This window comes from Citrobacter sp. U14242 (genome assembly GCF_046555775.1).
GTDB lineage: Bacteria > Pseudomonadota > Gammaproteobacteria > Enterobacterales > Enterobacteriaceae > Citrobacter.
Genome location: NZ_JBKGLW010000002.1, coordinates 352,734 through 377,617 on the forward strand (window position 1 = coordinate 352,734; position 24,884 = coordinate 377,617).

Consider the following 24,884-nt stretch of genomic DNA (forward strand, 5'->3'; position numbering starts at 1 on the left):
GGAGTTCAGACATTAATTTTCAACGACCAGTGACGTCGCCCGATGTAATTTTTCAGTAATAACCGTTTCCGTTACCCGCTTAATATCCGCATCATTGAAGAAGGCGGTGACATACACGACAGGCATAGCAATGGCAGGTAAATTAATGGTCGACACCACCAGTTCAATATCGTCCGTCAGCACAGAGGGCAAACTACCTGCCGACACCACGCCAACAATGGTCCAGTCCGGAAAGGCACGCAGAATGCGGCTCTTGAGTAAATGGGAAGTGCCAATACCGGTCGAGCAGACCAACAGCACACGCTTACGCGCCATCTGGCGCTCCATTGCCGCCTGAAAGTGGACGGTAAGATATCCCACCTCATCTTCCGATACTGCCCGCTCGCCCCAACCGCTAAACACCCGATTCACCGCGCACTGGGTCAACCACCAGACGTCCTGCAGCTCGCCTTTGATATCCTCCAGCAGCGGGTTGCGAATGCGGATCTGGTAGTTAAGCCGGTTAATCAGCGGCTTAATATGAATCAGTAACCCGTCATAGAGCGCACTATCCTGACTGAGATCACTGTCGACCATTTCAGCGAAGGTGGCAATCAGCCGATGGGTAATCAACCGTGCTTCATCACTGGAGTGCATATGGCCAATTACACTTACGTCGTTATGCTCTTCAATCACGACGCCAGACGAGGTAATATATTGATAAATAAACCAGACTTCGTCTTCCGGTAGCGAATGGGCTATACGTTTTTCGATACGTTGAATCATGTGGCTGGCATTCGAGAAAATACTCTCATCACATGAAGTGATATTTTCATCTTTTCGCGGTAAGGCATTTCCGCGCGTGATGCGATACATCATGATCAGAATATGGGTAAAAATATTGACGTAATACGGTTCGCCTAACGACCAGCACAGATCATTCTCCATTTCCTGCAACAGCGTCTGGACAAATAAAACGTCTTCCTCTCCAAAATAATGGACTAGCGCTTTATAGCTCCCCGGGTCAAGACGTGAATAAATCACACTACCGGGTTCATTATGGTTTATCACACCGTTAATCAGCGATGCCATCGCCTGACGCACACCGCTCTCGCTGCCTTCAATGTGTGTTCCGCTCTGACTGCGAATCAGTGATAAACCCAGCGGGGCAATCCATGATTCAATCACCTTCAGATCGTTAACTATCGATGCACTGCTGATAAAATAACGTTCGGACAATTTACTGATCGATGTTTCATGCGGCGTTTCGCTTAATAATTGCGAGGCTATCTTGACGCGCCGTGAGTTATTCATCATGCCGTCAGCGTCATCACCCTCCGTCCCTAATAACTGGTCCAAATATAAAAGATCGGTAATATTATCGGCACTTAATATCACACCTGCGCCAGCACGCTTATCAATGGATATTTTCCATTCCGACAACCACTGTTCCAGCAAACGCAGGTCGCGTTGTACGGTCTTCTCCGAAACAGATAAATGCTCAGCAATTTTCAGCAGCGTGACATATTCCTTCCGGGACAGAAGAAACTTTAATAATCTGTTTTGTCGCGAGGTAATCATTTGCATTATTTACCCTTATCACACACCAGATTAAATATCTAAAGAAGCGTTTACGCTCCACGTGTAATCCGTGATGATAAATATAAAAGGACTACGATGATGCAACAATACTAAATCGTGTCCTGTATTCCGGACAGAAATAAGACAAAAAAGGGAAATAGTGAGATATTTACAGCGCAGATCACATTTTTTTCCGGTATTAGAGTGACAGCGCTCGCAAATATGGGTAGGTAAAATTTTAAGTCAGAATATTTTTTCTTTTCAGATCTGGAACGCTGTACGCATCGCAGGCCGGATAAGACGCAATGCGTCGCCATCCGGCACCACGTTCACATGCGCTTATAGGGTTATCGTCAGCATATCTTTCCCACCTGGCGTAACCACCGTTCCCCACGCGCTGCATACAGATGAACCGCCCTGCACACCGCTAACCTGCGGAATATTACGCAGACACAGCGTCCAGTTACGCGCCTCACCGACACCTTGCACGGTGATAGTGTTACCCACTCGCGCCGCCTTCAGCGTGAAGATAACCGAACCATCAGCCGCCGGGACTTCACAGAGCGCTTCACGCCCTTCCTGCAGATAGAACAACTGGAATGCCGTCCCTTCGTGCCACGCGTAATCCGGCTTCTGGTTATTGTACCCCAGCGCCAGCAGGGTGTTTTCACGCACGTAGACCGGCAGGCTCAGGAAGTCGTGCTGCTGTTTATGCCAGCGGCTACCCGCCACCTCATCGTTGCGCCACAGGTGCGTCCAGCATCCTTCCGGCAGGTAGAACTGCACATCACCCGCTTCGCTAAATACCGGCGCCACCATCACGCTGTCACCCAGCATGTACTGACGGTCAAGATAATCACACGCCGGATCGTCCGGGAACTCCAGCATCATTGAGCGCATCATCGGTGTGCCGAACTCACTGGCACGAGCAGCTTCACGATACAGGTACGGCATCATACGGCATTTCTGCTCGGTGAAGTAGCGCACCACATCGCAGGATTCGTCGTCGTACGCCCACGGCACTCGGTAGGATTTACTGCCGTGCAGGCGGCTGTGGCTGGAGAGCAGCCCGAACGCGCACCAGCGTTTGTAGACGTGTGTCGGCGCGGTATTCTCGAAGCCGCCAATATCGTGGCTCCAGAAGCCAAAACCGGACATGCCGATGGATAAACCACCGCGCAGGCTTTCCGCCATCGATTCGTAGTTGGCATAGCAGTCACCGCCCCAGTGCACCGGAAACTGCTGCGCGCCCACGGACGCAGAACGGGCGAACAGTACGGCCTCTTCTTCACCGACAGTCTCTTTCAGCACATTCCACACCAGTTCGTTGTAGATGTATGCATAATGGTTGTGCATTTTCTGTGGATCGGAGCCGTCGAACCACTGAACATCCGTTGGGATGCGCTCGCCAAAGTCAGTCTTGAAGCAGTCAACGCCGATATCCACAAGGCCTTTCAGCTTGTTGGCATACCACTCGCAGGCCGCAGGGTTAGTGAAATCATAAATCGCCAGGCCCGGCTGCCATTTATCCCATTGCCACAGGGAGCCGTCCGGGCGCTTGAGCAGATAACCTTTCTCTTTCAGCTCATTAAAAATGGGGGATTTCTGGCCGATATACGGATTTATCCACACGCAGACCTTCAACCCTTTGGCTTTAAGTCGGCGGATCATGCCTTCCGGGTCCGGGAAGGTCAGCGGATCCCATTCAAAATCGCACCACTGGAAAGCCTTCATCCAGAAACAGTCGAAGTGGAAAACGTGCAGCGGCAGATTGCGCTCGGCCATACCGTCGATAAAACTGTTCACCGTGGCTTCATCGTAATTGGTGGTAAACGAGGTGGTGAGCCACAGGCCGAACGACCAGGCGGGCGGCAACGCCGGACGACCTGTGAATTGGGTATAACGGTTCAACACGTCCTTTGGCGTCGGGCCGTCGATAACGAAGTATTCCAGATACTCGCTTTCCACGCTGAACTGCACTTTCGACACTTTTTCAGAGCCGATTTCAAACGACACGCACTGCGGATGATTCACCAGCACACCGTAGCCACGGTTGGTGATATAGAACGGGATGTTCTTGTAAGATTGTTCAGTACTGGTACCACCGTCGCGGTTCCAGGTTTCTACCGTTTGCCCGTTACGCACCAACGCGGTAAAGCGTTCACCCAGACCGTAGACGGTTTCGCCAACGCCCAGATCCAGGCGCTCGAACATGTAGTTGCGCCCGCTGTTGGTATCCTGTACATAGCCGTTATTTTTCAACTGGCTGCCGGTAATACGCTCGCCGTTACGCAGGAAGTCCAGCGACCAGAACTCGCCTTTGGTGACGCGCACGCTCAAGTTACCACTTTTCAGTTCGGCAAATTCGGCGGTGTTGTGCATCTCAACCTTCACATCCTGCAGCACGTTCAGCGGGTAATGCGGGCCGGTATCCAGCGCCCCCTGAAAGTGCTCCATACGCACGCCCACCACGCCTTCCTGCGGTGAGAAGAAGCGCAGAGTAAACAGCGGCGTATCCAGTTGCCAGGTACGTTCACGCACGTCGCGCGGCGCAACATAGACAATCATCTCATTACCTTGCTGCTCAACCTCAAACACCTGGATTGGGTTAATCACATTCAGGCCGGGCTGAATCAGCCAGTTTCCATCGCTAATTTTCATCGTCGGTTCCTTAGTTCTGTCATTCTTTCGTCGTGAAATCCTGCTGATTGCGGCGCGCACCCTGAGCCAGTTGGTGCATAATCTCCGTCAGATACGGGGTTTTCAGGGTGTAGAAGCGTTTGGCAATCACGGCACTCAGCAGGTAGCAAATCGCCGGGACAATCGTGAACAGTGCAATAATGATGCTAATGGTGGCGCTGTTTTGTGATTTCGCTGCGGCATCGTAGCCGCCACCCGCCAGCATCCAGCCAATCAGAGCACCGCCGAGCGCCAGGCCCAACTTGAGTACGAACAACGTGCCCGCAAAGCTGATGCCCGTCAGACGTTTACCATTGCACCACTCGCCGTAGTCAACAGTGTCGGACATCATTACCCACTGAATTGGCGTCACAAGCTGGTGCAGTACACCAATCACGAAGATAAAGACGAACATGGTGATGTTGGCGTGCATTGGCACAAAGAACATCGCCAGACTGACGACCGCCAGCAGGGCGTTCGTCCACCAGAAGACGCTGACTTTGCATGTCCAGTCAGTCAGCGGTTTTGCCAGCGCAGAGCCGATAAGATTGCCGACGCAATAGGTGGTGAGGAAGGCGACAAACACTTCTGGCGTACCCAGGATCCAGGTGACGTAATACATCATCGCCCCGCCGCGTACGCAGACAGCAAGGATGTTGAGAATGGTCAGCAGGCCGACGATGCGCCATTGGTCGTTCTGCCAGATATCGCGCAGGTCTTCCCGCATTGAGTTGCTGCTCGGCGGCGCTTCCACACGTTCTTTGGTGGTGAAAAAACAGAATGCCAGCATCAGGAACGCCACGACAGAGAGCACGGCAATCCCGCCCTGAAAGCCCAGTGCTTTATCTTCGCCGCCAATCAGATTCACCAGCGGCATCATTAATACGGTGGAGAGCATGCCGCCCGCCGTCGCCAGCACAAAGCGCCATGACTGAAGGGAGATGCGTTGCGTTGGGTCATTGGTAATCACGCCGCCCAGCGCACAGTAGGGAATATTCACCACGGTGTAGAGCAGGGTCAGCAGCGTGTAGGTGATTGCGGCATAAATCATTTTGCCGTGCAGGCTAAGATCCGGCGTGCTGTAGGCGAGCACGCAAACCAGGCCAAACGGCAATGCGCCAAACAGCACCCACGGGCGGAATTTCCCCCAGCGTGACCGGGTACGGTCGGCCAGCAGTCCCATACAGGGATCGGAGATAGCATCCAGCGCGCGGGCCAGCAGGAACATGGTGCCGACAAAACCAGCAGGAATGCCAAAAATATCGGTATAGAAGAACATCATGTATAACATGACGTTATCGAAGATGATGTGGCTCGCCGCATCCCCCATCCCGTAGCCAATCTTCTCTTTCACAGACAGAGTTTCATTTTTCATCGCGCATCCTTTTGCTCTTTCATTCGCACTGATACCGGTTACAGTCCTTGTAAACCATCCCTGCAAGCGAGAATATTCCGATATCTCGTTATCAAATTACGATTCTTGTTTTCTGTGATCGAGGTAGCGTCGAAAAATGTGATGAAATGTAACCGACGGATTTATTGAGGATTTATATGAAACTGGTCATGGTAAAGAGAAAGGGAAGTTAAAAAAGTGCGTGAGGGGGTGTGGAAACACCAGGAAGTAGCTATAATGCGCCCCGCCTCCATGTAGCAATCGAGGCGCGGAAGATCGTCATCTCCGGTGAGGTGGCTGGACTTCAAATCCAGTTGGGGACGCCAGCGTTCCCGGGCAGGTTCGACTCCTGTGATCTTCCGCCAAAATGCTCATATCATCCTCAAAGATTTTATTTCATTTCAATTGTCATAACCTTCAGAATTGAGGAAAAGACATGAGTTGGGCACTAGCTGTCGCTACTATTTTTGCTACACTCTTAAGTCCTTTGCTCGCAGTCAGAGTACAAAAGCTTATCAAATAACATTCAGAAAAAAGAAACATAAAAGTTAATATATTCACCAAATTAATGGCAACAAGATCGCCGCATCTCGCCTTTCCAATGAGCATGTTAGAGCACTGAATATGATCGACTTAGCATTCTATGGTGATATAAAAGGAAGTATAAACAAAAGGACAAAATCCGAGAAAAAAGTCCTTGATGCCTGGAAAGAATATTTCACTCATTTATGCACACACTGTCCAGAAAGTGAGAGTGGTAACACGATGTGGAATCAGGCTAGCGATAGACTATTTGTGAATTTACTTTCTGTTATGGCTGAAGATATAGGCTACGATTTTGATCGAGTTCATTTGCAGAATGCTATTTATATACCTGTTGCTCACGGACAAATGAATTTAGACAACCAAAAAATTTGCAAAGGCCTGACTTCAATATTCTCTGGTAAAATAGCATTAAAAATGGATGTAGTTTCTTTTCCCGAACCTTCTGACGCTCAAAATTCTCAATAGAACTAACCTACATTTCTGGCTCAATACCTAATTTACGCAATTCATTTCTCCCCAAGGTTTTGAGCCAATTCCCCAAACTCATCCCCTCTGCCTTCGCCGCAGCCTCGAACTGCGCCTTTAACTCAGGCGTGATACGAATCTGGAAGGTTGGTGCTTTGCCAGATTTGGACTGATTTGGGTCGCGTTTAGCTGTTGACATGTACGTACCTACAAGAGCAGTATACCACCAATCAGGTACGTACCTTTAAATCTGACGACCTGACTTATAAACGCCCTCGCCCGGTATTCGCAGTACCCGACGAGAGCTAACCTCACCAACTATCAAGGAGTTGATTATGGCTGATTCGCATTCTACCCCAGACACCGACCAATCCGGAACCGAACGTTCGGTAATTGTGGGATATCGCCCGAATGTTTTCGACAAATCCACACCCAAAATTATTCTTTCCGGTAAGTGGCTGCGCGAAGCGGGGTTTGATACCGGGCAACAGATTACCGTAAAAGTGATGAACGGTTGTATCGTCCTGATGGTCTACGGCGAGCAGGAACAACGGCTGCAGGATGAGCTGAAAGAGGCAAATCAGAAGCTGAACAAAATTGGGAGCACGCTGGCGACTCTCCAGTGAAGTACGGCTGAACCTGCAAGCGGTACTTACAGGTTTACCTGGTGCCGGATGGCGCTAACGCTTATCCGGCCTACTTTCATAATACCCACTGGCTGGGCCCCCCCCCCCCCTCATAGTGACCACCAGAACGATATCGACTATAATGAACGAATCGAACGATTCATGCGAAATGGTGACAATATGCATACTCTTACGGCAAATGAAGCCAAAACCCAATTTGGCGATCTGCTACTTAAAGCGCAGCGAGAACCGGTGCAAATTAACCGTAATGGTAAGCCTGTTGCAGTCGTCGTTTCCATTGAGGACTATGAACAAATGGAAGCCATGAAGCTCCAGTTACTGAAGGCCAAAATTCAGCGTGCTCAAAACGATATTCATTTGGGCAATACTGTCGAGGGTGATGCTTTTTTTGATGAGTTGATGGATCAACACAAAGGGTAAAAAGTGAGTTACAAACTTACTGGGGAAGCACAGCGCGATATTCTTGAAATCCGTGATTACACATCGAGAAATTGGGGCGCTAAACAATCCAGGGATTATCTGAAGAAATTGCGGGTCGTTCTCTCTCAGTTAGCTGAAATGCCAGGCATGGGACAACACCGCGCAGATGATTTTGGTGAAGATATTTACAGCTTTTCTTATGTTAGCCATATGATTTACTACAGTGCACAAAATATAAATATTGTTGTGTTAGCAGTTTTACATCAAAGCCGAGTACCAACAAAACATCTGGGACAACGTTTGTAGCCCACCACCTTATTTGCCGAATGTCGCTAACACTTATCCAGCCAACCGCTTCCCCGCAAAAAAAATAAAGCCGCCGATCGGTTAATCAGCGGCTTTTTCTTTATCAGCAATGACGTCAGAAGTTATATTTCACACCCAGCATACCGCGGGTATCGCTGTAGCCTTTGTCGCCTATCTGTTGGGCCACGTTGCTCCACACGTTGAGGCGCGGAGTGATTTGACCTTCAACACCGACTTTCAGCTCGCCGATATTCTTCGTGCCGCGCATGTCGTTGCTCACATCGTCCATCTTCACGCTGGTCGTCTGCGTGTTATGGATCCAGTTAGCTTCCACAAACGGCTGGAACTCACGGGATTTACCGTCATCAATGACGTTGTGCCCGTTGATATAGGCCTTCACACCCAAACGGGTCATCAGGTTGCCATCAGTGTTGTCTTTCACGCGGGTACCGTTCGCTTCGCGGTGGTTGTCGGCCTGCACGTCCATCCACACCACCTGCGCTTTTGGTTGCAGCCAGTAACTGTTGCGCTCGTTTTCACCCAGTTTGAAGCTATAACCGGCTTCGATCGAAGCGGTTATCCCGCTGGATTTATATTTCTCCGTCGCCTGCTCCTGGCCCATCACTTTGTTATCAAACCAGTTGTACAACGCCCAGGTATCCACGTAGGTTCCGGTTTTGTCTGCGTCATTGGCATACCAGGTGCCGTACAGACCTACGCTGTAGCCAGTAACCTGACCACGCGAATAGTAGCCGGTCAGGCTGGACTGCGTGCGGCTCTGGCTGTTGGCATAACCGGCCATCGCGCCAATGTGCCAGCGATCAAGACCATCACGACTCCACTGTGCCAGGTCGCCCCCCAACTGCATCACATAGCTGTTGCTTTGGGTTTTTAACTGCCCGCTACCATCTTTGAAACGGGTATGGGCACCAACGTTACGTAGCCACATGCTGGTGACTTTTTTCTCGCCCGTCAGCATGTCGATGTACTGCGTCTCTCCCAGACGATCGTGCAGTCGGGTCATGAACAACGTGTTAGCGGCATAGTTGTTCGCCAGATAACTGCCTGCTTCCGGGCGGTACTGCTGCTCAGTGACAGGAGGTGCAACAGGCTCTTCCGGTTCAGGAATAATCGGGTCAACAGGATCGACCGGGTCCGGGTCAACAGGATCAGGGTCATGCGGATCGACGGGGTCCGGGTCTTCCGGATCCGGCGGAGCAGGAATAAAGCTGGTCAGATACCAGTTGCTGCCCTTCTGCACCACGTTATAGTCGTAGGCACCGGCAACAATACGGCCCGCCTTCTCAAAGGTAGCGTCAGAATTGCCCGCAACGTCGATTATCTCAATACCTTCAACAGTTTGTGCCCCGGCCCCGCCAATATTGTTCACTGCCACAAAAGCATTACCTGTGGTGTTGCCAAGCACCTTCAGCTTGTCGGTTTCGGAGGCATCGTCATTCAGAACCGTATTGAAAACCAGTTTGCCACCGTTGCCGGTAAAATCTTCATTGATGGTCAGCGTCTGCCACGGTTCGCCGTCGGCATGCCCAAAGTTCACGACTGACCCACCGTTCAGCGTCAGGTCAGTAAGCGTTGAGCTGTGGGTCATGTTCCAGGTCGCATCGCTCATTTGTAGCGAGATAACGCCCGTTCCGGCAGTAACGCTGGTAATGTAGGATGCTCCGTTCCACAACGAGTTATCGGTCATGTTGAGCTTAATGGTACTGTTTTGCTGCGCCAGCGTGCTGGTCGCTGCAGTCGCGCCAGCAGCGTGCAGATCGCCGTCGATGAGGAATCGTCCACCAGTAGAACCGTCGACGATGCCGCCCGTTTCGGTGCTGATGGCGTAGCTTTCATTGCTGTGATCGCCCGCCATGGTAATGGCGGCACCGCCGCCAAGGTTTATCGCGCCGCGTGAAATGGCATACAGACCGCGTGGGGCTTTGCTATATGAAGCCGCTTTCGTGGAGCTATTCACGTTAATCGTTGCGTTTTCGCCAAGATTCACGGTCGCGTTAGTGGAATAGACCGCATGGGCGCTGACACCGTTGACCGTAATCGTCGCGTTATTACCCAGTTCAGTTCGTGAAGATGAGGCGGCATATATCCCCGTTGAGGAGGCACCAGATGTCTCGATAGTGGCATCATTGCCAAGCAGGATCGAGGAACCGCTCTGCCCAGTGCGAAGGCCTTCTGAACTGTCACCGATCGTCACAATGTGCGCCCGGTCGCCGACAATAATCGTATTTTTTGCCTGCGTTGCATCTTTCATCGCGTTTGCAGTGATACCACGCCCCTGGGAACCGGTCGTTTGAATATACAGATCGTCGCCGACATAAATGTTGGCCGAGCCTTTCCAACCCTGACTATAGGAGTTGTAACCGGCGTTAATACCGTCACCATCCTGGCCGTCCACATAAATGCTGGTGCGATCCCCGGTGATAATAAAGACCGGGTTATCCGGCGTGTTAGCCCCGTGCGTACGGATACCGTCAACATCTTTACCGTTATTGGCGGCATTCTTTGACTGCGTGCGAATCGTCAGGTCGTCACCGAAAATAACGCCCGGACTACCCGTCGCGCTGTTCTGAATAACGGTAACAGAATGCTCAAAAGCTTCAGCGCCGGGCCCATTGAGCGTTAGCCCATGACCAAAAACGGGAATAGTGCCGGCACTCCACTGATAAACATAATTCGGCGTAGCGCTGGTTTTAGCGAAACTGGCATTCGCCTGCGCAGGAAATAAAGCCTGCAACTCCGGCGAAAGACTGCTCACCAGCCCACTGGAAGGCAAACTATCAATATCAATCCAGGCCGCGTGGGTTGAAAATACCATAGTGGATAACGCGGCAGACACCGCTATGGCAATACGTGAGTAATACCTGGGGTTTGGCATAATAGCCTCCTGCTTTTGGGCGTAGAGCGTCCGTCACATCGCCATAATGTGAAAATAATAAAATGAAAATAGATTTATAAAATATTAGAGAGAATTTTATGAATACTTAGACCCAGCTTATCTTCAAGTCGAAGTTTATATACATATATTCTCTTAACATCTATATTGTCTATCTTGGTTATTTGCTGAATACTAATTCCTGAAATAAATCGCTTGAGTAATATCATTTCCGTATAGTTTAGTGAGCGCCCGCGTTTGCTATTGGCGAGATGGCCAGTAAACAGACGGCGGATTTTCTGATGTTGGACATCCTCATCATCATCAGAATAAATAATACCTTGTATTTTATTACTTTTTGCAAGCCAGTAATTGGCTAGCGGCGTCAGGATCCTGTCAGATATCAGAACGATATGCATACCACTTTGCGTCAGGCGATCCACCCAGTGCGGATCGGCAAACAGGCGCAAATTCGGGAATGAAAAATCAATAAAAATAAACCCATGAGATAAATAGTTCTGATTATTAAGCAGGAGTTTTTCGATAATTCCTGTTTTCAGAAAACGATTTCCCTCTGGCCAGATTGCAAAGGCGGCACGGTGACAGTACTGTGCTCGTACCGCAGCATCCGGAAATAATTGACAGGATAATTCACAGCTTATGCAACGAACATTCTGTAGCGGCTTTATCTTCATCAACTATGACCCCTGCTATTTTTCCCTAAATATTTCATTGGTAAATAAACGTGTCAATCCAACACACTGTGAGTTCCATGTCAGTTAATAACAGTGAGTCATTGAAAATGTTATAAACTCCTGAAGAGTAAATTAACATTGGCTATAAATATCATGATACAGCGTAGTATCCCGACGTTTTATATCGGATTATTCGCCAGTTCATTAGGATTTTTATGCATAAACCCGGACTATAGGATAAATCCGAATATAGCACTATTTGCTAAAATACAACCTTAATGAACGATACTTATTAATAGCACAATTCTGATAACTCAATCACCCTTGTGATGATGGGGATAAATATAATTGTCATTCAGATAAAACTGTAATGAATTCTTATTATTTCACCTTAGCTAATTCCCACCTAAGAAACAATATAGATAACTCATTGTATTTAAAGATTTTTATTTGTTAGAAAAAATTTCTTATCCTCGTTCATGTACAAAGATAGAGGCGTGCTATCAATTTGCATGTAGTATTATAAGGTGCACTACAGCACCCCGTGGTACGTAACGTTACAGAGGGCCGGGCAATTGTACCTAATCAATCAGTTGGTCGAATTCAATCCTGATAACAAAAGCCTGGTCAACCGGCAGACTGGGCGAGCAATTCAACTGCAACTTCCTGCCTCACTGTGTTTTCTCTATTTAATTACTCACGCAAGTGACATTGTTTCTCAGAACACGCTGATAAAAGTAGGCTGGGGAGAGAGAAATAATGTCACGACGACCAATACCCTCTACCAGGCTATTCTGACGCTACGTAATGCACTGGCGGATGTCGGGTTACCCCGTGATACGGTGAAAACAATTTCCCGCCGCGGACTTACATTGAATGAAAATACGCAGATAGAGGCAATTACGCTTTCTCATGATGATGTTTCTTTGTCGGCCAGTATTCCAGGACATGACGCCCCTGAGGTAATACTCCCCCCAGCACAGACAACGCAGTTCGCCTGGTGGAACCTTTTATTTACCGCCAGCGCGGTTATCGCCATCCTGATTATCTGGCTGGTGTGGTATCAGACACGCCCGGCCATGCCGTTTAACAATTTTGTGTCAATCTCTATGCAGATTCCATCACGTCAGAACTGCAAAATTTATTATTCACCGAATGAGCAAGATCACGAGGGCTATTTCAGCCTGATGCAGTTACATCCCGAGCTCTGTGAAAAAAACAAACAGGTGTTTCTTACCGGTTACCGTAAAGCAGAAAGAGTAGTGGCATTTGTATGCGATAAAGATGCACGGGTAGATGCTCGCGCATTTTGTACCACCCATTATTACTGGATGCGCGAGACGAGAAATGAAAAAAACACGTAATCAGACCCTGCTCGTAGCCGTGCTGGTCGTGATGTTCGGTTCAGGTGCCTGGTTATGGCATTCGCGGTATGCTGACCAGCCACTGAATTGTGTTGGAAACGTTGAATGGAATATTGGCAACAAGCGTTTTACCGGCACAGTATCGTTTCGCATGCGCGATGATGAAGGACTGGCGACCATCACCGGCAAGTTATATGGGCATAACACCACGGATATCAGCAGAAACATTTATTCTAGCTATACCCGGCAGCACGACGCGCGATTACTGCAGGCGATGCAGGTAGTAAAAACCTTCGCTGACACCGCAGATGAAGCGGATATCAACAATACCCTGCCAGGGTTTTATCGCCAGACCGGACGGAGTCTGAGCCTGGTGATAGAGGAGTATAAAGGAGCATGGATTTTTGCGAGTTCAAGTGTTCCCTCACTGTACTGCCGCAAAAAGTAACATCAGATTCAGATACAAAAAATACAGTTTTCCCGTGGGGATGCATATTTGTCATCATTGACTTACGCGACATGTGTCACTGAATCCACCAATAACCCATTGCTATTCTTTCCCCCGAATCAGGAAACCTCCTGAATACCTTGATATTCATTGCGTAATAATTAAGCAAAATGGACGCTTTATTTCGTCCCGAAGACTTCAACATACCAATGGATATTTGGAGAAAACGTGGGCAGGGACGTTTATCTCTCCGGCGAGCAGTGTCTGACCATTCAGACGTTATCGCATTTCAGGAAACAATGTGTTTCCGATGTATTTATGGCGTACTTATGAGGGATATTTAATGTTTACGTTTAAAAAGTGCCTGATTGCACTTTCTATTAACCTGGCTGTCGTTTCATCGGGTTTTGCCTGTACAACCCTGCTGGTTGGCAATGAAGCATCAGCGGACGGATCGATGTTGGTTGCCCGCAGTGCCGACAGTGATGCCCTGAAAGCTCAACATTTTGTCATTCATCCGGCAAAACAGAATCAGACCGGTGTTTACAGCACCAAAGCGCATAATGGCGCAAATGATTTTACCTGGCCGCTGCCAAAAAACTCCCTGCGTTACACCACCGTGCCGAACTGGAAAACCCAACTGCACGGCGCCACCGGGTTTAACGAACTGGGTGTTGGCGTAAGCGGTACAGAATCTATTTTTGCCTCGCCAAAAGCACTGGCCGTCGATCCGTACGTTGAGGATAAAGGGATCACCGAAGACGATATCCCGGATATTCTGCTGTCTCAAAGCAAAACCGCGCGGGAAGCAGTAGCACTACTCGGCCATATCGTTGAAACCGTTGGTGCGGGCGAAGGTTTCGGCGTTGCCGTCGTAGATGATAACGAAATCTGGTATCTGGAGACCGGCAGCGGCCACCAGTGGATGGCGCAGCGTCTGCCCAACAATCAGTACTTTGCTACCGGCAATCAGGGGCGTTTACAGGATGACGATCCTAAAAACCCGGACATGATGGCATCGAAAAACCTGGTTGAGTTCGCAACTGAAAAAGGTCTTTACGATCAGGCAAAAGATGGCAAATTCAACTTCTCCAAAGTCTATACCCGTGATGATGAACGCGACCGTAACTATAACGATCCCCGTGTCTGGACCATCCAGAAAGAATTCAATCCTTCTGTAAAACAGGATATGGCTAATGGTCGTGAATTCCCGGTCTTCATGACACCAGAGAAGAAAATGACGCTGGATGATGTGAAGGCGGTACTGCGCAATCACTATGAAGGTACGAGTCACGACCCCTACACCAACGGTCTGAATGGTAAAGAGCCGTGGCGTCCGGTCAGCGTGTTCCGCACCTACGAGGCGCACGTCATGCAGGTGCGTCCGTGGTTGCCAAAAGAAATTGGCGAAACGACCTACATTGGCCTGGGTATGGCCGATCTCACTGCCTTTGTTCCGTACTACAGCGGACTGAAAGCGTATCCCGCTAACTACACGATGGGTACAGATAAAGCAGACGATCAATCCATTTACTGGAAGTATCGTAAATTGCAAACGCTGACCATGACCGACTATCCGAAGCTCGCCCCAATCGTCAAAAAAGCCTACAAAGCGTGGGAAGATAAAGTAGCGAAGGAACAAAAAGAGGTCGAAGCAGAGTACCTGAAGATGGCGAAAACCGATAAACCAGCCGCCGATAAGATGCTGAATGACTTCAACTTGCGCATCATGGCCGATGCTGAGAAGCTGACGGAAGACCTGACCAATCAGCTGTTCACCATCCGTACCAAAGATATTCAGTCTGATATTTTCTTTGCTAACGCAACCAAAAAAGACTGAGTCGAGATAACGTTATCTTTCGGTGTTTCTGGCGTAGAGCAGCTAGCCCTGCGCCAGCATGTCACACCGCGCCTTCACGGCATCGTGCAACAGGCGTACCGCCGTCGAAAGCTGTTTACGATGTGGGCATATCATATTCAGTGGGACTTTTTCTCCCTGATAATCCGACATCAGCAGCGTCAATCGCCCTTCGCGCACATCTTCACTCACATCCAGCCACGACTTGTACGCTATCCCCTCACCGGTAATCGCCAGCCGGCGGATCACTTCAGCATCGTCGCTCATAATGGTGCTGTTGACTTGCACACTGCTCACCTCACCGTTGCGCGTAAATGTCCAGCGATCATGCAGGCGCCCACGCAATACAAAGGTCATGGCATTCAGCTGTGCTAAATCATCCGGACATTGCGGCTCACCGTTTTGCAAAACCCACTCCGGAGAAGCCACCAACACACGTCGGTTACCCGACGCCACGGGTAACGCGATATAAGACGCATCTTCTGTATTGCCGTAGCGAAACGCCACATCGACGGGATCTTTGAAGACATCCGTGACCTGGTCGGAGAAAAAGATCCGCAGACGCAGCGCAGGATAGCGGCGTCGAAACGACTGAAAAACCGGCAGCAATAAATTCCGCCCGAGATCGGAAGGAACGGCAATTTGCAGGGTGCCTGAAATTTCATCTTCCGGCGTCTGGATTTTTTGTAACCCGGCATGCATCACATCCAGCATCTGACGGGCATAGGGCAACCAAACCTCGCCTTCCGGCGTCAGCCGCAGACTGCGTGTGGAGCGGGCAAACAAGCGGATGGTCAGCGTGGATTCCAGACGCTTGATGGCAGAACTGACCTGAGCGGGCTGGACGCCAGCCTCGCGTGCGGCATCGCTAAAACTATTCAGCGCCGCGGCGCGGACAAACAACGTGAGATCTTCAAGCCGGAACATTTTCACTCCCCGAGTATAAGTCCTGTCGCCATAGGGCTATTTTTCCCGTTCTGTTGCCGGTTTACCATCGAATTATTCAACAGATATACCCTAAATAATTCGAGTTGCGTAAAGGCGGCAAGGGAGTGAATCTCCTGGAGCATAGCGAACGATATGACCGGAGTGAGCGAGCGTTGCCAACGCATATGCAGCTTGAAGTATGACGGGTATAAATAGATTCCTGTAACCGGAGAGACTATGAAAGCCATCGCCATTACCCGCGCCGCAACCCACGGCAATAACATTGAATTTTTACAAGAGATAGATCTGCCTGTTCCGGTCGCCACTGGGCATGACCTGCTGGTTGAAGTGAAAGCGATTTCCGTCAATCCTGTCGATACCAAAGTTCGCGAAGGATTCAATGCTGACGTGCCACGCGTACTGGGCTGGGACGCTGTAGGTGTAGTGAAATCCGTCGGTGAAACGGTGACATTATTCTCACCGGGTGATGAAGTCTGGTATGCCGGTGCGCTGGGTCGCGCCGGGAGTAACAGCGAATTTCAACTGGTTGATGAGCGTATTACCGCGCTGAAGCCGCAATCGCTGGATAACGCCTCTGCGGCGGCCCTGCCGCTGACCGCTATTACCGCATGGGAGATGCTGTTCGATCGCCTCGGCGTTGAGGAAGGTGGCAATGAGAATGATGTTTTATTGATTGTTGGCGCTGCTGGCGGCGTCGGCTCCATTCTGACTCAACTGGCCAGTAAGATGACGAAAATGACCGTGATCGGCACAGCGTCACGCGCGGAAAGCCAGAAATGGGTCCGTGAAGCGGGTGCGCACCATGTGATTGATCACAGCAAACCGTTAACGGATGAGCTGGCGCGGATAGGAATCAAGGAGGTAACACACGTTGCCAGCCTGAATAATACCGAGCAGCACTACCAGCAAATCATTGATGCACTGGCTCCGCAGGGAAAACTGGCGCTGATCGATGATCCGCAAATGCTGGATGCTCGTCCGCTAAAAGCCAAAAGTATTTCGCTGCACTGGGAATTTATGTTCACCCGTTCGATGTTTACCACCCACGACATCATTGCACAGCACCAGTTATTAACGCGTGTAGCGCAACTGATCGACAGCAACGTGATCCGCACGACACTGGGCAAACATTTTGGTGCTATCACGGCGGAAAATGTGCAAAAAGCGCATGCGCAAATTGAAACGGGTCGTTCAGTTGGCAAGATTGTGTTGGAGGGGTTTTAGAATGTCAGAGGCTGAAATTATTTCCATTATTGCGGTACTGAAAGCCAAACCAGGGAAAACCAACGCGCTAAAACAGGCGTTAACAGCGCTGTTACTCCCCACGCGTCGTGAGCCGGGAAATATTGAGTATGACCTGTTCCAGTTGCGCGACACGCCGGATGTTTTTTACGTGCGTGAGTCCTGGCGCGGTCAGGCTGGGCTGGACGACCATATCGCTCTGCCGCATTTCCAGACGTTTATCCTGCAAATGAATGACCTGCTGTCCGAACCGCTACGTCTGGATTATCTGACGCCGATTGAGCCTTAATTTCTCTCCGGGCCCCCGCTTTGCGGGGGATATTCAGTCATGGCCTCCCTCGCCCCGCCTTCTCTGCTATGATGCCTGCACACAAATAAGACAAAACAACATGCAGAGGAAAAGATGAGTTCCACCAGAAGAGGGATGATGAACGTCCTGATTGCCGCCGTATTGTGGGGAAGTTCAGGCGTTTGCGCGCAGTACATCATGGAGCAAAGCCAGATGTCATCGCAGTTTTTGACCATGACACGTCTGATTTTCGCCGGACTCATTCTGCTGATGCTCTCTTTTGTGCACGGCGACAAAGTGTTCTCCATTATCAAAAACCGCAAGGACGCCATCAGTCTGCTGATTTTTTCCGTGGTCGGCGCACTCACCGTACAGCTGACTTTTCTGCTGACCATTGAAAAATCCAACGCCGCCACCGCGACAGTGCTGCAGTTTTTGTCGCCAACCATTATCGTGGCATGGTTCTCTGTGGTACGTAAAGCGCGGCCAGGCATTTTAGTGTTAACGGCCATTCTGACCTCGCTTATTGGCACGTTCCTGCTGGTGACTCACGGCAACCCAACATCGCTGTCAATTTCTCCTGCCGCGCTGTTCTGGGGGATCGCCTCAGCCTTTGCCGCCGCGTTCTACACCACTTACCCCTCTACGCTTATCGCCCGCTACGGTACGCTGCCGATAGTCGGCTGGAGCATGTTGATAGGTGGTCTGATCCTGCTCCCGTTCTATGCCGGAGAAGGAACAAACTTCGTGGTCAATGGCAGTTTAATTCTGGCGTTTTTCTATTTGGTGGTGATCGGCACGTCGCTGACGTTCAGCCTGTACCTGAAAGGTGCGCAGATGATTGGCGGCCCGAAGGCGAGCATTTTGAGCTGTGCGGAACCGCTGAGTAGCGCGTTGCTGTCTCTGTTGTTGTTGGGCATTACATTCACCCTACCTGACTGGCTGGGCACACTGCTGATCCTCTCTTCCGTGGTGCTGATTTCAATGGACTCCCGCCGCCGCGCCAAAGCGATTTAATACTCACCGGCGCGGCAACGGACTACGATTACCAGCCCGGAACCGCGCCGCCATTAAAGATTTTCTCAGCCGCTTTCGCCACTTCCGGTGATTGATAAGATTGCAGGAATTCTTTCACATTCTCTGCATCTTTATTGTCTTCTCGCGTCACCAGGATATTCACGTACGGTGAATTTTTGTCTTCGATAAACACGCTGTCATGCACCGGAGAAAGCCCGGTTTGCTGAATGTAGGTGGTGCTGATAATCGCCACATCCACTTTCTGATCGTCCAGCACGCGCGGCAGCTGCGCACCTTCCAGCTCCATGATATTCAGATGACGCGGGTTATCGGTGATATCCAGCGCTGTTGGCAGCAGGCCAGTATCCGCTTTCAGCGTGATTAATTTTTCTTTTTGCAGCAGTAATAGCGCCCGCCCGAGGTTAGTCGGATCATTAGGAATGGCAATCGTCGCACCGTCTTTCAACTCAGCAATGGTTTTGATTTTTTTCGAATAGCCGGCCATCGGGAAAACGAAGGTATTGCCTACCGCCACCAGCTTATAGCCGTGCGCTTTATTATCTTGTTCAAGGAACGGACGATGCTGGAAGACGTTGGCATCCAGCTCACCGTGATTGGTTGCATCGTTGGGGAGCAGTGAACCACTAAATCCAACCAGTTCGACATCCAGGCCGTACTTCTCTTTAGCCACTTTCTTCGCAACTTCCGCGACATCCTGCTCTGCCCCGTTAATTACGCCGACTTTGATATGTTTCGCATCGCTGCTCTGCTGATCGCAACCAGCCAGCAGTAATCCCGCCAGCAATACTGCCGTCCCGGCCCCGAAATGAGGTATCTTCAGTTTCACGTTTTTATCCTTTTAAAATAACCGCCTGATGGCTAACAAAATGACTATAACGGGAAGGCCGCTGCGGTTTAAAAAACGAAAAAGCATCAACAAGAAGAAAAAAGCATAACGGGAAAAAGATAAATTAGTCGGAAGATGCCGTTAGTTCATCAATTGAAATCCCGGTGATAATTAGCACCAGTTCACGATCGATCCCCTTCTCAAGCATGGCATGGGCTATCCGCAACGCTTCGTCCTGTTTACCCTCGAGTTTGCCTTCTAGCAATCCCTTTTGCAGTCCTTTTTGCAGTCCTTCCTGCAAGCCACTGCGATGACCCGTTCTTCGCCCTGACTCACGTAAACATTCTGCAATTGTCATTAATCTCTCCTTATGTTGGGGAACGCGCAGAGCAACCTCCCGAATAAACGCCTCATAGCGCGGTGAGCTACCAGACTGCACCAGGTAATTAAATAGCGTTTCTACCTGGCTGTCATTAGCGAGTCCCTTAATCAGCAGGGTAACGAGTTTATCCACCAGCACCATCAGATCACGCTCGCGTATATGCTTCTGAACAAGTTCCAGTAGCGCCACCCGCCGATGCTGCATAATCTCGTCATCAGACACCACCGTGATGTCTACCAGCGGGAATGCCGCGCCATAAAGCTGCCGCGCAGTTTCTGGATCGTCAAACTCATCCAGCCAGCACAGTGAAAAAGGGTATGGGCTATCAACGCCATGGTAAAAAAGTATTGGAACTACCAACGGCAGCTTTTTATGTCCTGCATCAAGGTGATTCTGCATCGCGGCAACGGCGTAGCGCATCATCCGGAATGCCATATGAGCATCCGGTGAACTCTGGTGTTCTATCAACGCGTAGATATAACCTTTTCCGGTCCTCGTTTTCAGCGACCACAGGACATCGGAATAACTGGCACGCAGGTCTTCCTCAATAAAACTTTCGGACTCCAGCTTCAGTGTGTTCAGATCGCAAAGCTCACGTAATGGTGAGGGGAGATAGGTATCAAGAAAATCCCGCGCAGTTTCTGGGTGACCTAAGAACTTTTTAAATACCGCATCATGCGGCGTTGGCGTTGTTGTTTTTTTCATGGCGCTCCGTCACCAGAAAAACAAGATGACGGAACCTTACTCGCCAGTCGCGCACACAACATCAGGGAACTTTTCTATCTGCGAGGTGCTTTGGCGGATAACTACATGCTTTTGCAATGTATTCGTTTTCAGGGAATGGTGTTCGCAAAAATGCCCGGTGGCGCTTACGCTTACCGGGCCTACTTTTGTACGCTATCCGGCGATAGCAACATCACACCAGATCTTTCACTATTTCCATTAACCTGACGACATCTTCAGGTCGGGTATTACCGGTATGTGGATCGATAATCGAGCTGTAAACATGCGGCATGACGCGTGGTACTCCCGCCTGCAGACAGGTTTGCAGGATAACGCCGAAGTTATCAAGATCGATTCCACCGGTCGGTTCAATCAATGTCATGCCGTTTCGCGCCGCGGTCGTCGCCAGTGCGTACAGCTCTGGCAGTGACTGTTCACCGCCCATCGGGAAGAACTTCGCCGCGTGCGCGCCGCAATCCTGCATCATACGTACCGCCGCATCACACGAAACGCGGGCTGGTGTGCCCTGGCTGCTACTGACGCCGGTTGAGATCAACACCTCCCCCGGCGTGCCCGTCGGGCTGACTAACGCGTTGATATGGGTATGTTCACCGCCCGTTGCCGCCAGCGCCCCTGCCGCAAACCCACAGCCGGTAAAGGTCTGATTGACGTGTGCCGGATGAACCAGTGATGCAATCATTGCCGCTTTGTAATACTGCGCCGGATCGCCCGCCCCCAGCCCTACAGAGATTGACGGCACATCTTCCATCCAACGTTTAACTTCGCGGCCCCCCTCCTCAACTGAAGCAAATTGTGCGGAAAGTATGCCGATCACCGCATGGCCTCCGGCAGCATCATAGATCTCCCGGGCATTAGCGATATCCTTCGCCAGCACGTTAATCGCCACTTTATTATGATAAAAATTAATGTGCTGCATGCTCTGCAATCTCCTTTAATCGTGCCACGATCAGCGCCATTTCCCCTTCGGCAAGCGTGCGCGGGTCAAGGCTAAAAACCCCCTGATGAAGGTTGTAACGGCGAGCGTAAATAGCGATATCCCCCCCGCGCAGCTGCGCTTCCACGGCATAAGCATCCAGCCCCAGCGCTTTCGCATTTACCCGAATACGAATCCGCCAGATAGCGCGACCGGCCTCATCCTGCTCGATTTCCGCATTCAATCCGTGAATATCTGAAATCGCCGTTGCGACAGGCTGAAGTGCCTCGGCAGTCACCACGGTCTGCCCCTGATGATAGTTTTCCAGCGCATACACCAGTCCGACCATATTCTCCTTGCCGATTTTCATCGCTCTGGCAATTCCGTGATGCTGGGCCTTACAGGCCGTAATCCATTGTTTCTTGCCGGTGATAAACCCGGACGTTGGCGCATTAAAGGCTTTAGCGCCGCTGTAGACCACCATATCGGCACCGCTCGCTACCCAGGCGTGCAAATCTTCCTCGGCGGCGGCATCGACAATCAGCGGCAGGTTATAGACCTGCGCAACCTGCACAAAATCGGCAATGCTCAACATACCTTTCTGCACGCAGTGGTGCGATTTCACGTACAGCAGCGCGGCAGTATTGTCGTTAATCGCGCTCTCCAGTTGCCAGCGAGCCACCAGATTACTTGAACCGACTTCCACCACACGTCCACCGCCTAAGCGGATCGCGCTGGTGATGGGTGCCCCGTAGTCAACGTTATGTCCGCGTAACATGACAACTTCATTCGCCATACCAGAACTGTCCGGCATCAGCGTGACTCGCGCCCGGTCGCCGCGGGTAATGGCCGCAGCAACGGCGATAGCAATACCCGCCGACGCACACGAGGTGACATAGCTGTCTTCAGCGCCGGTATAGCGGGAAACCAGCTCACCGGTGCGGTCCACCAGCCGATCAATTTCAACAAAGGCCGACGCTGCTCGAGCGGTGGCTTGCATCACTTCCGGCGCAACGCTGGAAACACCCAGAATCGTCATCTTGCCGCAGGCGTTAATGACCTGTTTTAGGCCGAGTTGTTGATAGATATTCTGTGTCATGGCTTACAGCACTCCCAACAGCGAGCAGACCACACTGAGCGCGACAATTGACAGTAAAATGGTGGTGTAACGCGGCCCTTTCTTCACCAGATAGAAGTAGATGGCGAACACCGCCGCCAGCGGTAACAGGCCGGGTGCAATAGAGTCGAGGATCTGCTGAACCACCACTTCAGAGCCTTTCAGGGCACTGAGTTTTAGCGGAGTGGTGATCTTGACGTAGCTTGCAGAAAGCGCCCCCATCATGATCAGACCCAGCACATTCGCACCGTAGATCAGTTCTTTAATTCGCCCCCCTTGCAGCAGGCCGATAATCGAATCACGTCCCAGCGTATAGCCTTTGTGAACCATGCCGTAGCTGATTGCCAACGTGATAGCGGGATAGAGAATTAGCGGCACAATACCGCCCATCGCGCTGCCATTCGCGGCGAACGGAATGAAAATAGCAATTAACAGCGGCATGACGGCGGCCCAGATTATGGAATCGCCCATCCCGGCGAGCGGCCCCATTAATCCGGTTTTAATCCCAGTGATGGAGGCATCGCTGATCGGCTCGCCACGCGTTTTCTGCTCCTCCATCGCAATGGAGATCCCTTGAATTACCGCCCCGAACGTCTGCTCAGAGTTGAAGAAGTTCAGATGGCGTTTGAGCGCCTCTACCTGTTCTTCTTTTTGTGGGTAGAGTTTTTTGATGATCGGCGTCATTGAGGCGCAGAAAATCAGGCTTTGCAAACGTTCATAAGAGCTGGACACTTCCGCACCCAGCCAGTAGATAAACCAGGCTTTGGTGATGTCTGCTTTGGTCAACGTGCCACTTTCGCGCGCACGTTCAACCAGTTCATGCTGCATTACGTCGCTGCTCATCATGCTGCTCCTTCATTTTTTGCCAGACCTTTAATCAGGAAGGCCACGCAGGTACCAAAGATTGCCATCGCCATGATGTCCACCTTCAGGTACAACACTGCAAAGAAACCGCCGATAAACCACGGCAGCAGGCTCTTTTTACCGATCACCATAATAGTGATGGCGAAACCCAGCGCTGGCAGAATGCCGCCCATAATTTCAAAGGAGTGCGTCAGCCAGTGCGGCATCAGCTTAAGGAAGCTTTCCACTACATCCTGACCAAAATAGTTAGCGGCGAACACCACCGGGAAACGCAGGACCAGGCCAAGTAATGCCGGATAAAGAAACGCACAGCGCATAATGCCCGCCATGTTTGCCGTTTCCGCATGCTTGTCGGCCATATGTACCCACGCGGCGTTTAACGTGCGGCGCAACTGATCGAGGAATACACCGATGACGCCAAACGGGATCGCCAGCGCGATAGCCAGATTCGGATCCATACCGGCCTTCACGGCGATAGGAATTGAAATGCAGGCAGCCAGCGCTGGATCAGAGGGCACATTGCCGCCCGGTGTGGAAGTCACGCCGAGGTAGACCAGCTGCATACCCGCGCCGATGATCATTGCCGTTTCCATGTTACCCAACAGCAGGCCAACGAATACGGCAATCACTACCGGCTGTAGCAACATAGCGGAGAAGGTATAGCCAAGGCGTAATCGGGCAAACCAGTAATACAACCCCATCAGGCTTGCAAAGACTAAAGTATCCATAATTAAGTACCCTGTTATCAAAGAATTAGAATTTTTTCAGGATATCGTCCAGCGACTGCGGCTTATCTTCCGGGATGGTCTGGAAGAACACCTGAATCCCACGATTTTTCAGGCCGCTCAGAATGCCGACGTCTTTTTCATCCAACGTAATGTTCTGGAATACCGCTTTGCGGTTTGGCCCACCGCCCAGTCCCCCCACCTGAATAGTGGTGACATCAAAGCCCAACTGGACCGCTTCCTGAACCGCCGCCAGGGAGGGGAACAGCACCAGAACCTTTCCGTCACCCAGTTGATTCTCTTTCCAGGCAGCCGCAAAACTTTGGTTACCGAAGCAATCCACTTTGATGTTCGGCGGCGCGGCCATCAGGTAGATATTTTTCATAAACGGATCGGCATCCAGCTCATCGCTGACCACCGCAATCCGGTTTGCCTGGGATTGCCCGACCCACTTGGTGACGACCTGCCCATGAATCAGACGGCTATCAATTCGACATAAGACGATGTTTGCCATGGTGTTTC

24 protein-coding genes and 1 tRNA gene are annotated in these 24,884 nt (G+C 50.7%); 11 read left to right on the top strand and 14 right to left on the bottom strand.

Annotation, left to right across the window (positions count from 1 at the left end):
* Positions 1-12: 12 nt before the first annotated feature.
* From ACLJXE_RS04415 to ACLJXE_RS04425, 3 genes are all read right to left on the bottom strand, one after another.
* On the bottom strand, positions 13-1,566 hold the full coding sequence (locus ACLJXE_RS04415; protein WP_410750190.1) for a BglG family transcription antiterminator: 1,554 nt from the start codon (positions 1,564-1,566) through the stop codon (positions 13-15).
* A gap of 333 nt (positions 1,567-1,899) precedes the next feature.
* Entirely contained in the window at positions 1,900-4,221 is a 2,322-nt protein-coding gene (gene yicI / locus ACLJXE_RS04420; protein ID WP_410750191.1) for an alpha-xylosidase, read from the bottom strand.
* A 19-nt stretch (positions 4,222-4,240) separates the two neighbouring features.
* A complete protein-coding gene (locus ACLJXE_RS04425) occupies positions 4,241-5,614 on the bottom strand; it encodes a glycoside-pentoside-hexuronide family transporter (protein WP_410750192.1) in 1,374 nt (457 codons plus the stop codon).
* Positions 5,615-5,902: 288 nt separating this feature from the next.
* Here ACLJXE_RS04425 and ACLJXE_RS04430 point away from each other — a divergent pair.
* A tRNA-Sec gene (locus ACLJXE_RS04430) sits at positions 5,903-5,997 on the top strand.
* A gap of 259 nt (positions 5,998-6,256) precedes the next feature.
* Complete coding sequence (locus ACLJXE_RS04435; RefSeq protein ID WP_410750193.1) at positions 6,257-6,643, top strand: DUF6680 family protein; 387 nt, start codon at positions 6,257-6,259, stop codon at positions 6,641-6,643.
* Between the two features lie 7 nt (positions 6,644-6,650).
* On the opposite strand, the gene ACLJXE_RS04440 is transcribed toward ACLJXE_RS04435, so the two are convergent.
* Positions 6,651-6,842, bottom strand: a complete 192-nt coding sequence (locus ACLJXE_RS04440) for a toxin-antitoxin system HicB family antitoxin (protein ID WP_003844491.1) — start codon at positions 6,840-6,842, stop codon at positions 6,651-6,653.
* 136 nt (positions 6,843-6,978) lie between these two features.
* On the opposite strand from ACLJXE_RS04440, the gene ACLJXE_RS04445 reads away from it, so the two are divergent.
* From ACLJXE_RS04445 to ACLJXE_RS04455, 3 genes are all read left to right on the top strand, one after another.
* Positions 6,979-7,269, top strand: a complete 291-nt coding sequence (locus tag ACLJXE_RS04445) for a SymE family type I addiction module toxin (RefSeq protein WP_410750194.1) — start codon at positions 6,979-6,981, stop codon at positions 7,267-7,269.
* Between the two features lie 180 nt (positions 7,270-7,449).
* Positions 7,450-7,710, top strand: coding sequence for a type II toxin-antitoxin system Phd/YefM family antitoxin (locus ACLJXE_RS04450; RefSeq protein ID WP_410750195.1), 261 nt, complete (start codon positions 7,450-7,452; stop codon positions 7,708-7,710).
* 3 nt (positions 7,711-7,713) lie between these two features.
* Complete coding sequence (locus ACLJXE_RS04455; RefSeq protein WP_410750196.1) at positions 7,714-8,016, top strand: type II toxin-antitoxin system RelE/ParE family toxin; 303 nt, start codon at positions 7,714-7,716, stop codon at positions 8,014-8,016.
* 115 nt (positions 8,017-8,131) lie between these two features.
* Here the strand turns inward: ACLJXE_RS04455 and misL are convergent, their stop codons facing one another.
* Together misL and ACLJXE_RS04465 are read right to left on the bottom strand one after the other, a co-directional pair.
* The gene (gene misL / locus ACLJXE_RS04460; RefSeq protein WP_410750197.1) at positions 8,132-10,912 is read right to left on the bottom strand and encodes an intestinal colonization autotransporter adhesin MisL; all 2,781 of its coding nucleotides are present in this window, start codon (positions 10,910-10,912) and stop codon (positions 8,132-8,134) included.
* A 74-nt stretch (positions 10,913-10,986) separates the two neighbouring features.
* Positions 10,987-11,604, bottom strand: a complete 618-nt coding sequence (locus ACLJXE_RS04465) for a helix-turn-helix transcriptional regulator (protein ID WP_286630010.1) — start codon at positions 11,602-11,604, stop codon at positions 10,987-10,989.
* A gap of 575 nt (positions 11,605-12,179) precedes the next feature.
* Between ACLJXE_RS04465 and ACLJXE_RS04470 the strand changes: the two genes are divergently transcribed.
* The 3 genes from ACLJXE_RS04470 (at position 12,180) to ACLJXE_RS04480 (ending at position 15,256) form a co-directional block, all read left to right on the top strand.
* On the top strand, positions 12,180-12,968 hold the full coding sequence (locus tag ACLJXE_RS04470; protein WP_410750198.1) for a winged helix-turn-helix domain-containing protein: 789 nt from the start codon (positions 12,180-12,182) through the stop codon (positions 12,966-12,968).
* Positions 12,952-13,416 (top strand): hypothetical protein, encoded by a 465-nt coding sequence (locus tag ACLJXE_RS04475; protein ID WP_410750199.1) that lies wholly within the window; start codon positions 12,952-12,954, stop codon positions 13,414-13,416. The genes ACLJXE_RS04470 and ACLJXE_RS04475 overlap by 17 nt, the downstream gene beginning before the upstream one ends.
* Before the next feature lie 343 nt (positions 13,417-13,759).
* Positions 13,760-15,256 (top strand): C69 family dipeptidase, encoded by a 1,497-nt coding sequence (locus ACLJXE_RS04480; RefSeq protein ID WP_410750200.1) that lies wholly within the window; start codon positions 13,760-13,762, stop codon positions 15,254-15,256.
* A 42-nt stretch (positions 15,257-15,298) separates the two neighbouring features.
* Here ACLJXE_RS04480 and ACLJXE_RS04485 read toward each other — a convergent pair whose 3' ends face one another.
* Positions 15,299-16,201 (bottom strand): LysR family transcriptional regulator, encoded by a 903-nt coding sequence (locus ACLJXE_RS04485; protein WP_286630014.1) that lies wholly within the window; start codon positions 16,199-16,201, stop codon positions 15,299-15,301.
* A 237-nt stretch (positions 16,202-16,438) separates the two neighbouring features.
* On the opposite strand from ACLJXE_RS04485, the gene ACLJXE_RS04490 reads away from it, so the two are divergent.
* From ACLJXE_RS04490 to ACLJXE_RS04500, 3 genes are all read left to right on the top strand, one after another.
* Entirely contained in the window at positions 16,439-17,446 is a 1,008-nt protein-coding gene (locus ACLJXE_RS04490) for a zinc-binding alcohol dehydrogenase family protein (RefSeq protein ID WP_286630015.1), read from the top strand.
* Between the two features lie 16 nt (positions 17,447-17,462).
* Complete coding sequence (locus ACLJXE_RS04495) at positions 17,463-17,753, top strand: putative quinol monooxygenase (protein ID WP_286630084.1); 291 nt, start codon at positions 17,463-17,465, stop codon at positions 17,751-17,753.
* A 114-nt stretch (positions 17,754-17,867) separates the two neighbouring features.
* Positions 17,868-18,770, top strand: coding sequence for a carboxylate/amino acid/amine transporter (locus ACLJXE_RS04500; protein ID WP_410750201.1), 903 nt, complete (start codon positions 17,868-17,870; stop codon positions 18,768-18,770).
* A 28-nt stretch (positions 18,771-18,798) separates the two neighbouring features.
* Here the strand turns inward: ACLJXE_RS04500 and nlpA are convergent, their stop codons facing one another.
* From nlpA to ACLJXE_RS04535, 7 genes are all read right to left on the bottom strand, one after another.
* Positions 18,799-19,617: a lipoprotein NlpA gene (nlpA, locus tag ACLJXE_RS04505; protein WP_286630017.1), complete on the bottom strand. Its 819-nt coding sequence runs from the start codon at positions 19,615-19,617 to the stop codon at positions 18,799-18,801.
* A gap of 124 nt (positions 19,618-19,741) precedes the next feature.
* Positions 19,742-20,704 carry an Rpn family recombination-promoting nuclease/putative transposase gene (locus ACLJXE_RS04510; RefSeq protein WP_410750202.1) on the bottom strand — a complete coding sequence of 321 codons (963 nt, stop codon included), beginning with the start codon at positions 20,702-20,704 and terminating at the stop codon, positions 19,742-19,744.
* Between the two features lie 211 nt (positions 20,705-20,915).
* Positions 20,916-21,659: a 2-dehydro-3-deoxy-phosphogluconate aldolase gene (dagF, locus tag ACLJXE_RS04515; RefSeq protein WP_286630019.1), complete on the bottom strand. Its 744-nt coding sequence runs from the start codon at positions 21,657-21,659 to the stop codon at positions 20,916-20,918.
* Positions 21,646-22,755: a D-glucosaminate-6-phosphate ammonia lyase gene (gene dgaE, locus ACLJXE_RS04520; RefSeq protein WP_410750203.1), complete on the bottom strand. Its 1,110-nt coding sequence runs from the start codon at positions 22,753-22,755 to the stop codon at positions 21,646-21,648. Before dgaE ends, dagF begins: the two co-directional genes overlap by 14 nt.
* A gap of 3 nt (positions 22,756-22,758) precedes the next feature.
* Positions 22,759-23,619 (bottom strand): PTS system mannose/fructose/sorbose family transporter subunit IID, encoded by an 861-nt coding sequence (locus ACLJXE_RS04525; RefSeq protein ID WP_005121522.1) that lies wholly within the window; start codon positions 23,617-23,619, stop codon positions 22,759-22,761.
* Positions 23,616-24,365: a PTS mannose/fructose/sorbose/N-acetylgalactosamine transporter subunit IIC gene (locus ACLJXE_RS04530; protein WP_003023960.1), complete on the bottom strand. Its 750-nt coding sequence runs from the start codon at positions 24,363-24,365 to the stop codon at positions 23,616-23,618. Before ACLJXE_RS04530 ends, ACLJXE_RS04525 begins: the two co-directional genes overlap by 4 nt.
* 25 nt (positions 24,366-24,390) lie before the next feature.
* Positions 24,391-24,876: a PTS system mannose/fructose/N-acetylgalactosamine-transporter subunit IIB gene (locus ACLJXE_RS04535; protein WP_410750204.1), complete on the bottom strand. Its 486-nt coding sequence runs from the start codon at positions 24,874-24,876 to the stop codon at positions 24,391-24,393.
* Positions 24,877-24,884: the final 8 nt, after the last annotated feature.

Coding starts and splice junctions, on each gene's coding strand:
- yicI (WP_410750191.1), bottom strand. CDS start 4,221: ATGAAAATTAGCGATGGAAACTGGCTGATTCAGCCCGGCCTGAATGTG.
- ACLJXE_RS04445 (WP_410750194.1), top strand. CDS start 6,979: ATGGCTGATTCGCATTCTACCCCAGACACCGACCAATCCGGAACCGAA.
- ACLJXE_RS04480 (WP_410750200.1), top strand. CDS start 13,760: ATGTTTACGTTTAAAAAGTGCCTGATTGCACTTTCTATTAACCTGGCT.
- ACLJXE_RS04435 (WP_410750193.1), top strand. CDS start 6,257: ATGATCGACTTAGCATTCTATGGTGATATAAAAGGAAGTATAAACAAA.
- ACLJXE_RS04465 (WP_286630010.1), bottom strand. CDS start 11,604: ATGAAGATAAAGCCGCTACAGAATGTTCGTTGCATAAGCTGTGAATTA.
- ACLJXE_RS04450 (WP_410750195.1), top strand. CDS start 7,450: ATGCATACTCTTACGGCAAATGAAGCCAAAACCCAATTTGGCGATCTG.
- ACLJXE_RS04500 (WP_410750201.1), top strand. CDS start 17,868: ATGAGTTCCACCAGAAGAGGGATGATGAACGTCCTGATTGCCGCCGTA.
- dgaE (WP_410750203.1), bottom strand. CDS start 22,755: ATGACACAGAATATCTATCAACAACTCGGCCTAAAACAGGTCATTAAC.
- misL (WP_410750197.1), bottom strand. CDS start 10,912: ATGCCAAACCCCAGGTATTACTCACGTATTGCCATAGCGGTGTCTGCC.
- ACLJXE_RS04485 (WP_286630014.1), bottom strand. CDS start 16,201: ATGTTCCGGCTTGAAGATCTCACGTTGTTTGTCCGCGCCGCGGCGCTG.
- ACLJXE_RS04510 (WP_410750202.1), bottom strand. CDS start 20,704: ATGAAAAAAACAACAACGCCAACGCCGCATGATGCGGTATTTAAAAAG.
- ACLJXE_RS04415 (WP_410750190.1), bottom strand. CDS start 1,566: ATGCAAATGATTACCTCGCGACAAAACAGATTATTAAAGTTTCTTCTG.
- ACLJXE_RS04530 (WP_003023960.1), bottom strand. CDS start 24,365: ATGGATACTTTAGTCTTTGCAAGCCTGATGGGGTTGTATTACTGGTTT.
- ACLJXE_RS04440 (WP_003844491.1), bottom strand. CDS start 6,842: ATGTCAACAGCTAAACGCGACCCAAATCAGTCCAAATCTGGCAAAGCA.
- ACLJXE_RS04425 (WP_410750192.1), bottom strand. CDS start 5,614: ATGAAAAATGAAACTCTGTCTGTGAAAGAGAAGATTGGCTACGGGATG.
- dagF (WP_286630019.1), bottom strand. CDS start 21,659: ATGCAGCACATTAATTTTTATCATAATAAAGTGGCGATTAACGTGCTG.
- ACLJXE_RS04490 (WP_286630015.1), top strand. CDS start 16,439: ATGAAAGCCATCGCCATTACCCGCGCCGCAACCCACGGCAATAACATT.
- ACLJXE_RS04525 (WP_005121522.1), bottom strand. CDS start 23,619: ATGATGAGCAGCGACGTAATGCAGCATGAACTGGTTGAACGTGCGCGC.
- ACLJXE_RS04475 (WP_410750199.1), top strand. CDS start 12,952: ATGAAAAAAACACGTAATCAGACCCTGCTCGTAGCCGTGCTGGTCGTG.
- ACLJXE_RS04535 (WP_410750204.1), bottom strand. CDS start 24,876: ATGGCAAACATCGTCTTATGTCGAATTGATAGCCGTCTGATTCATGGG.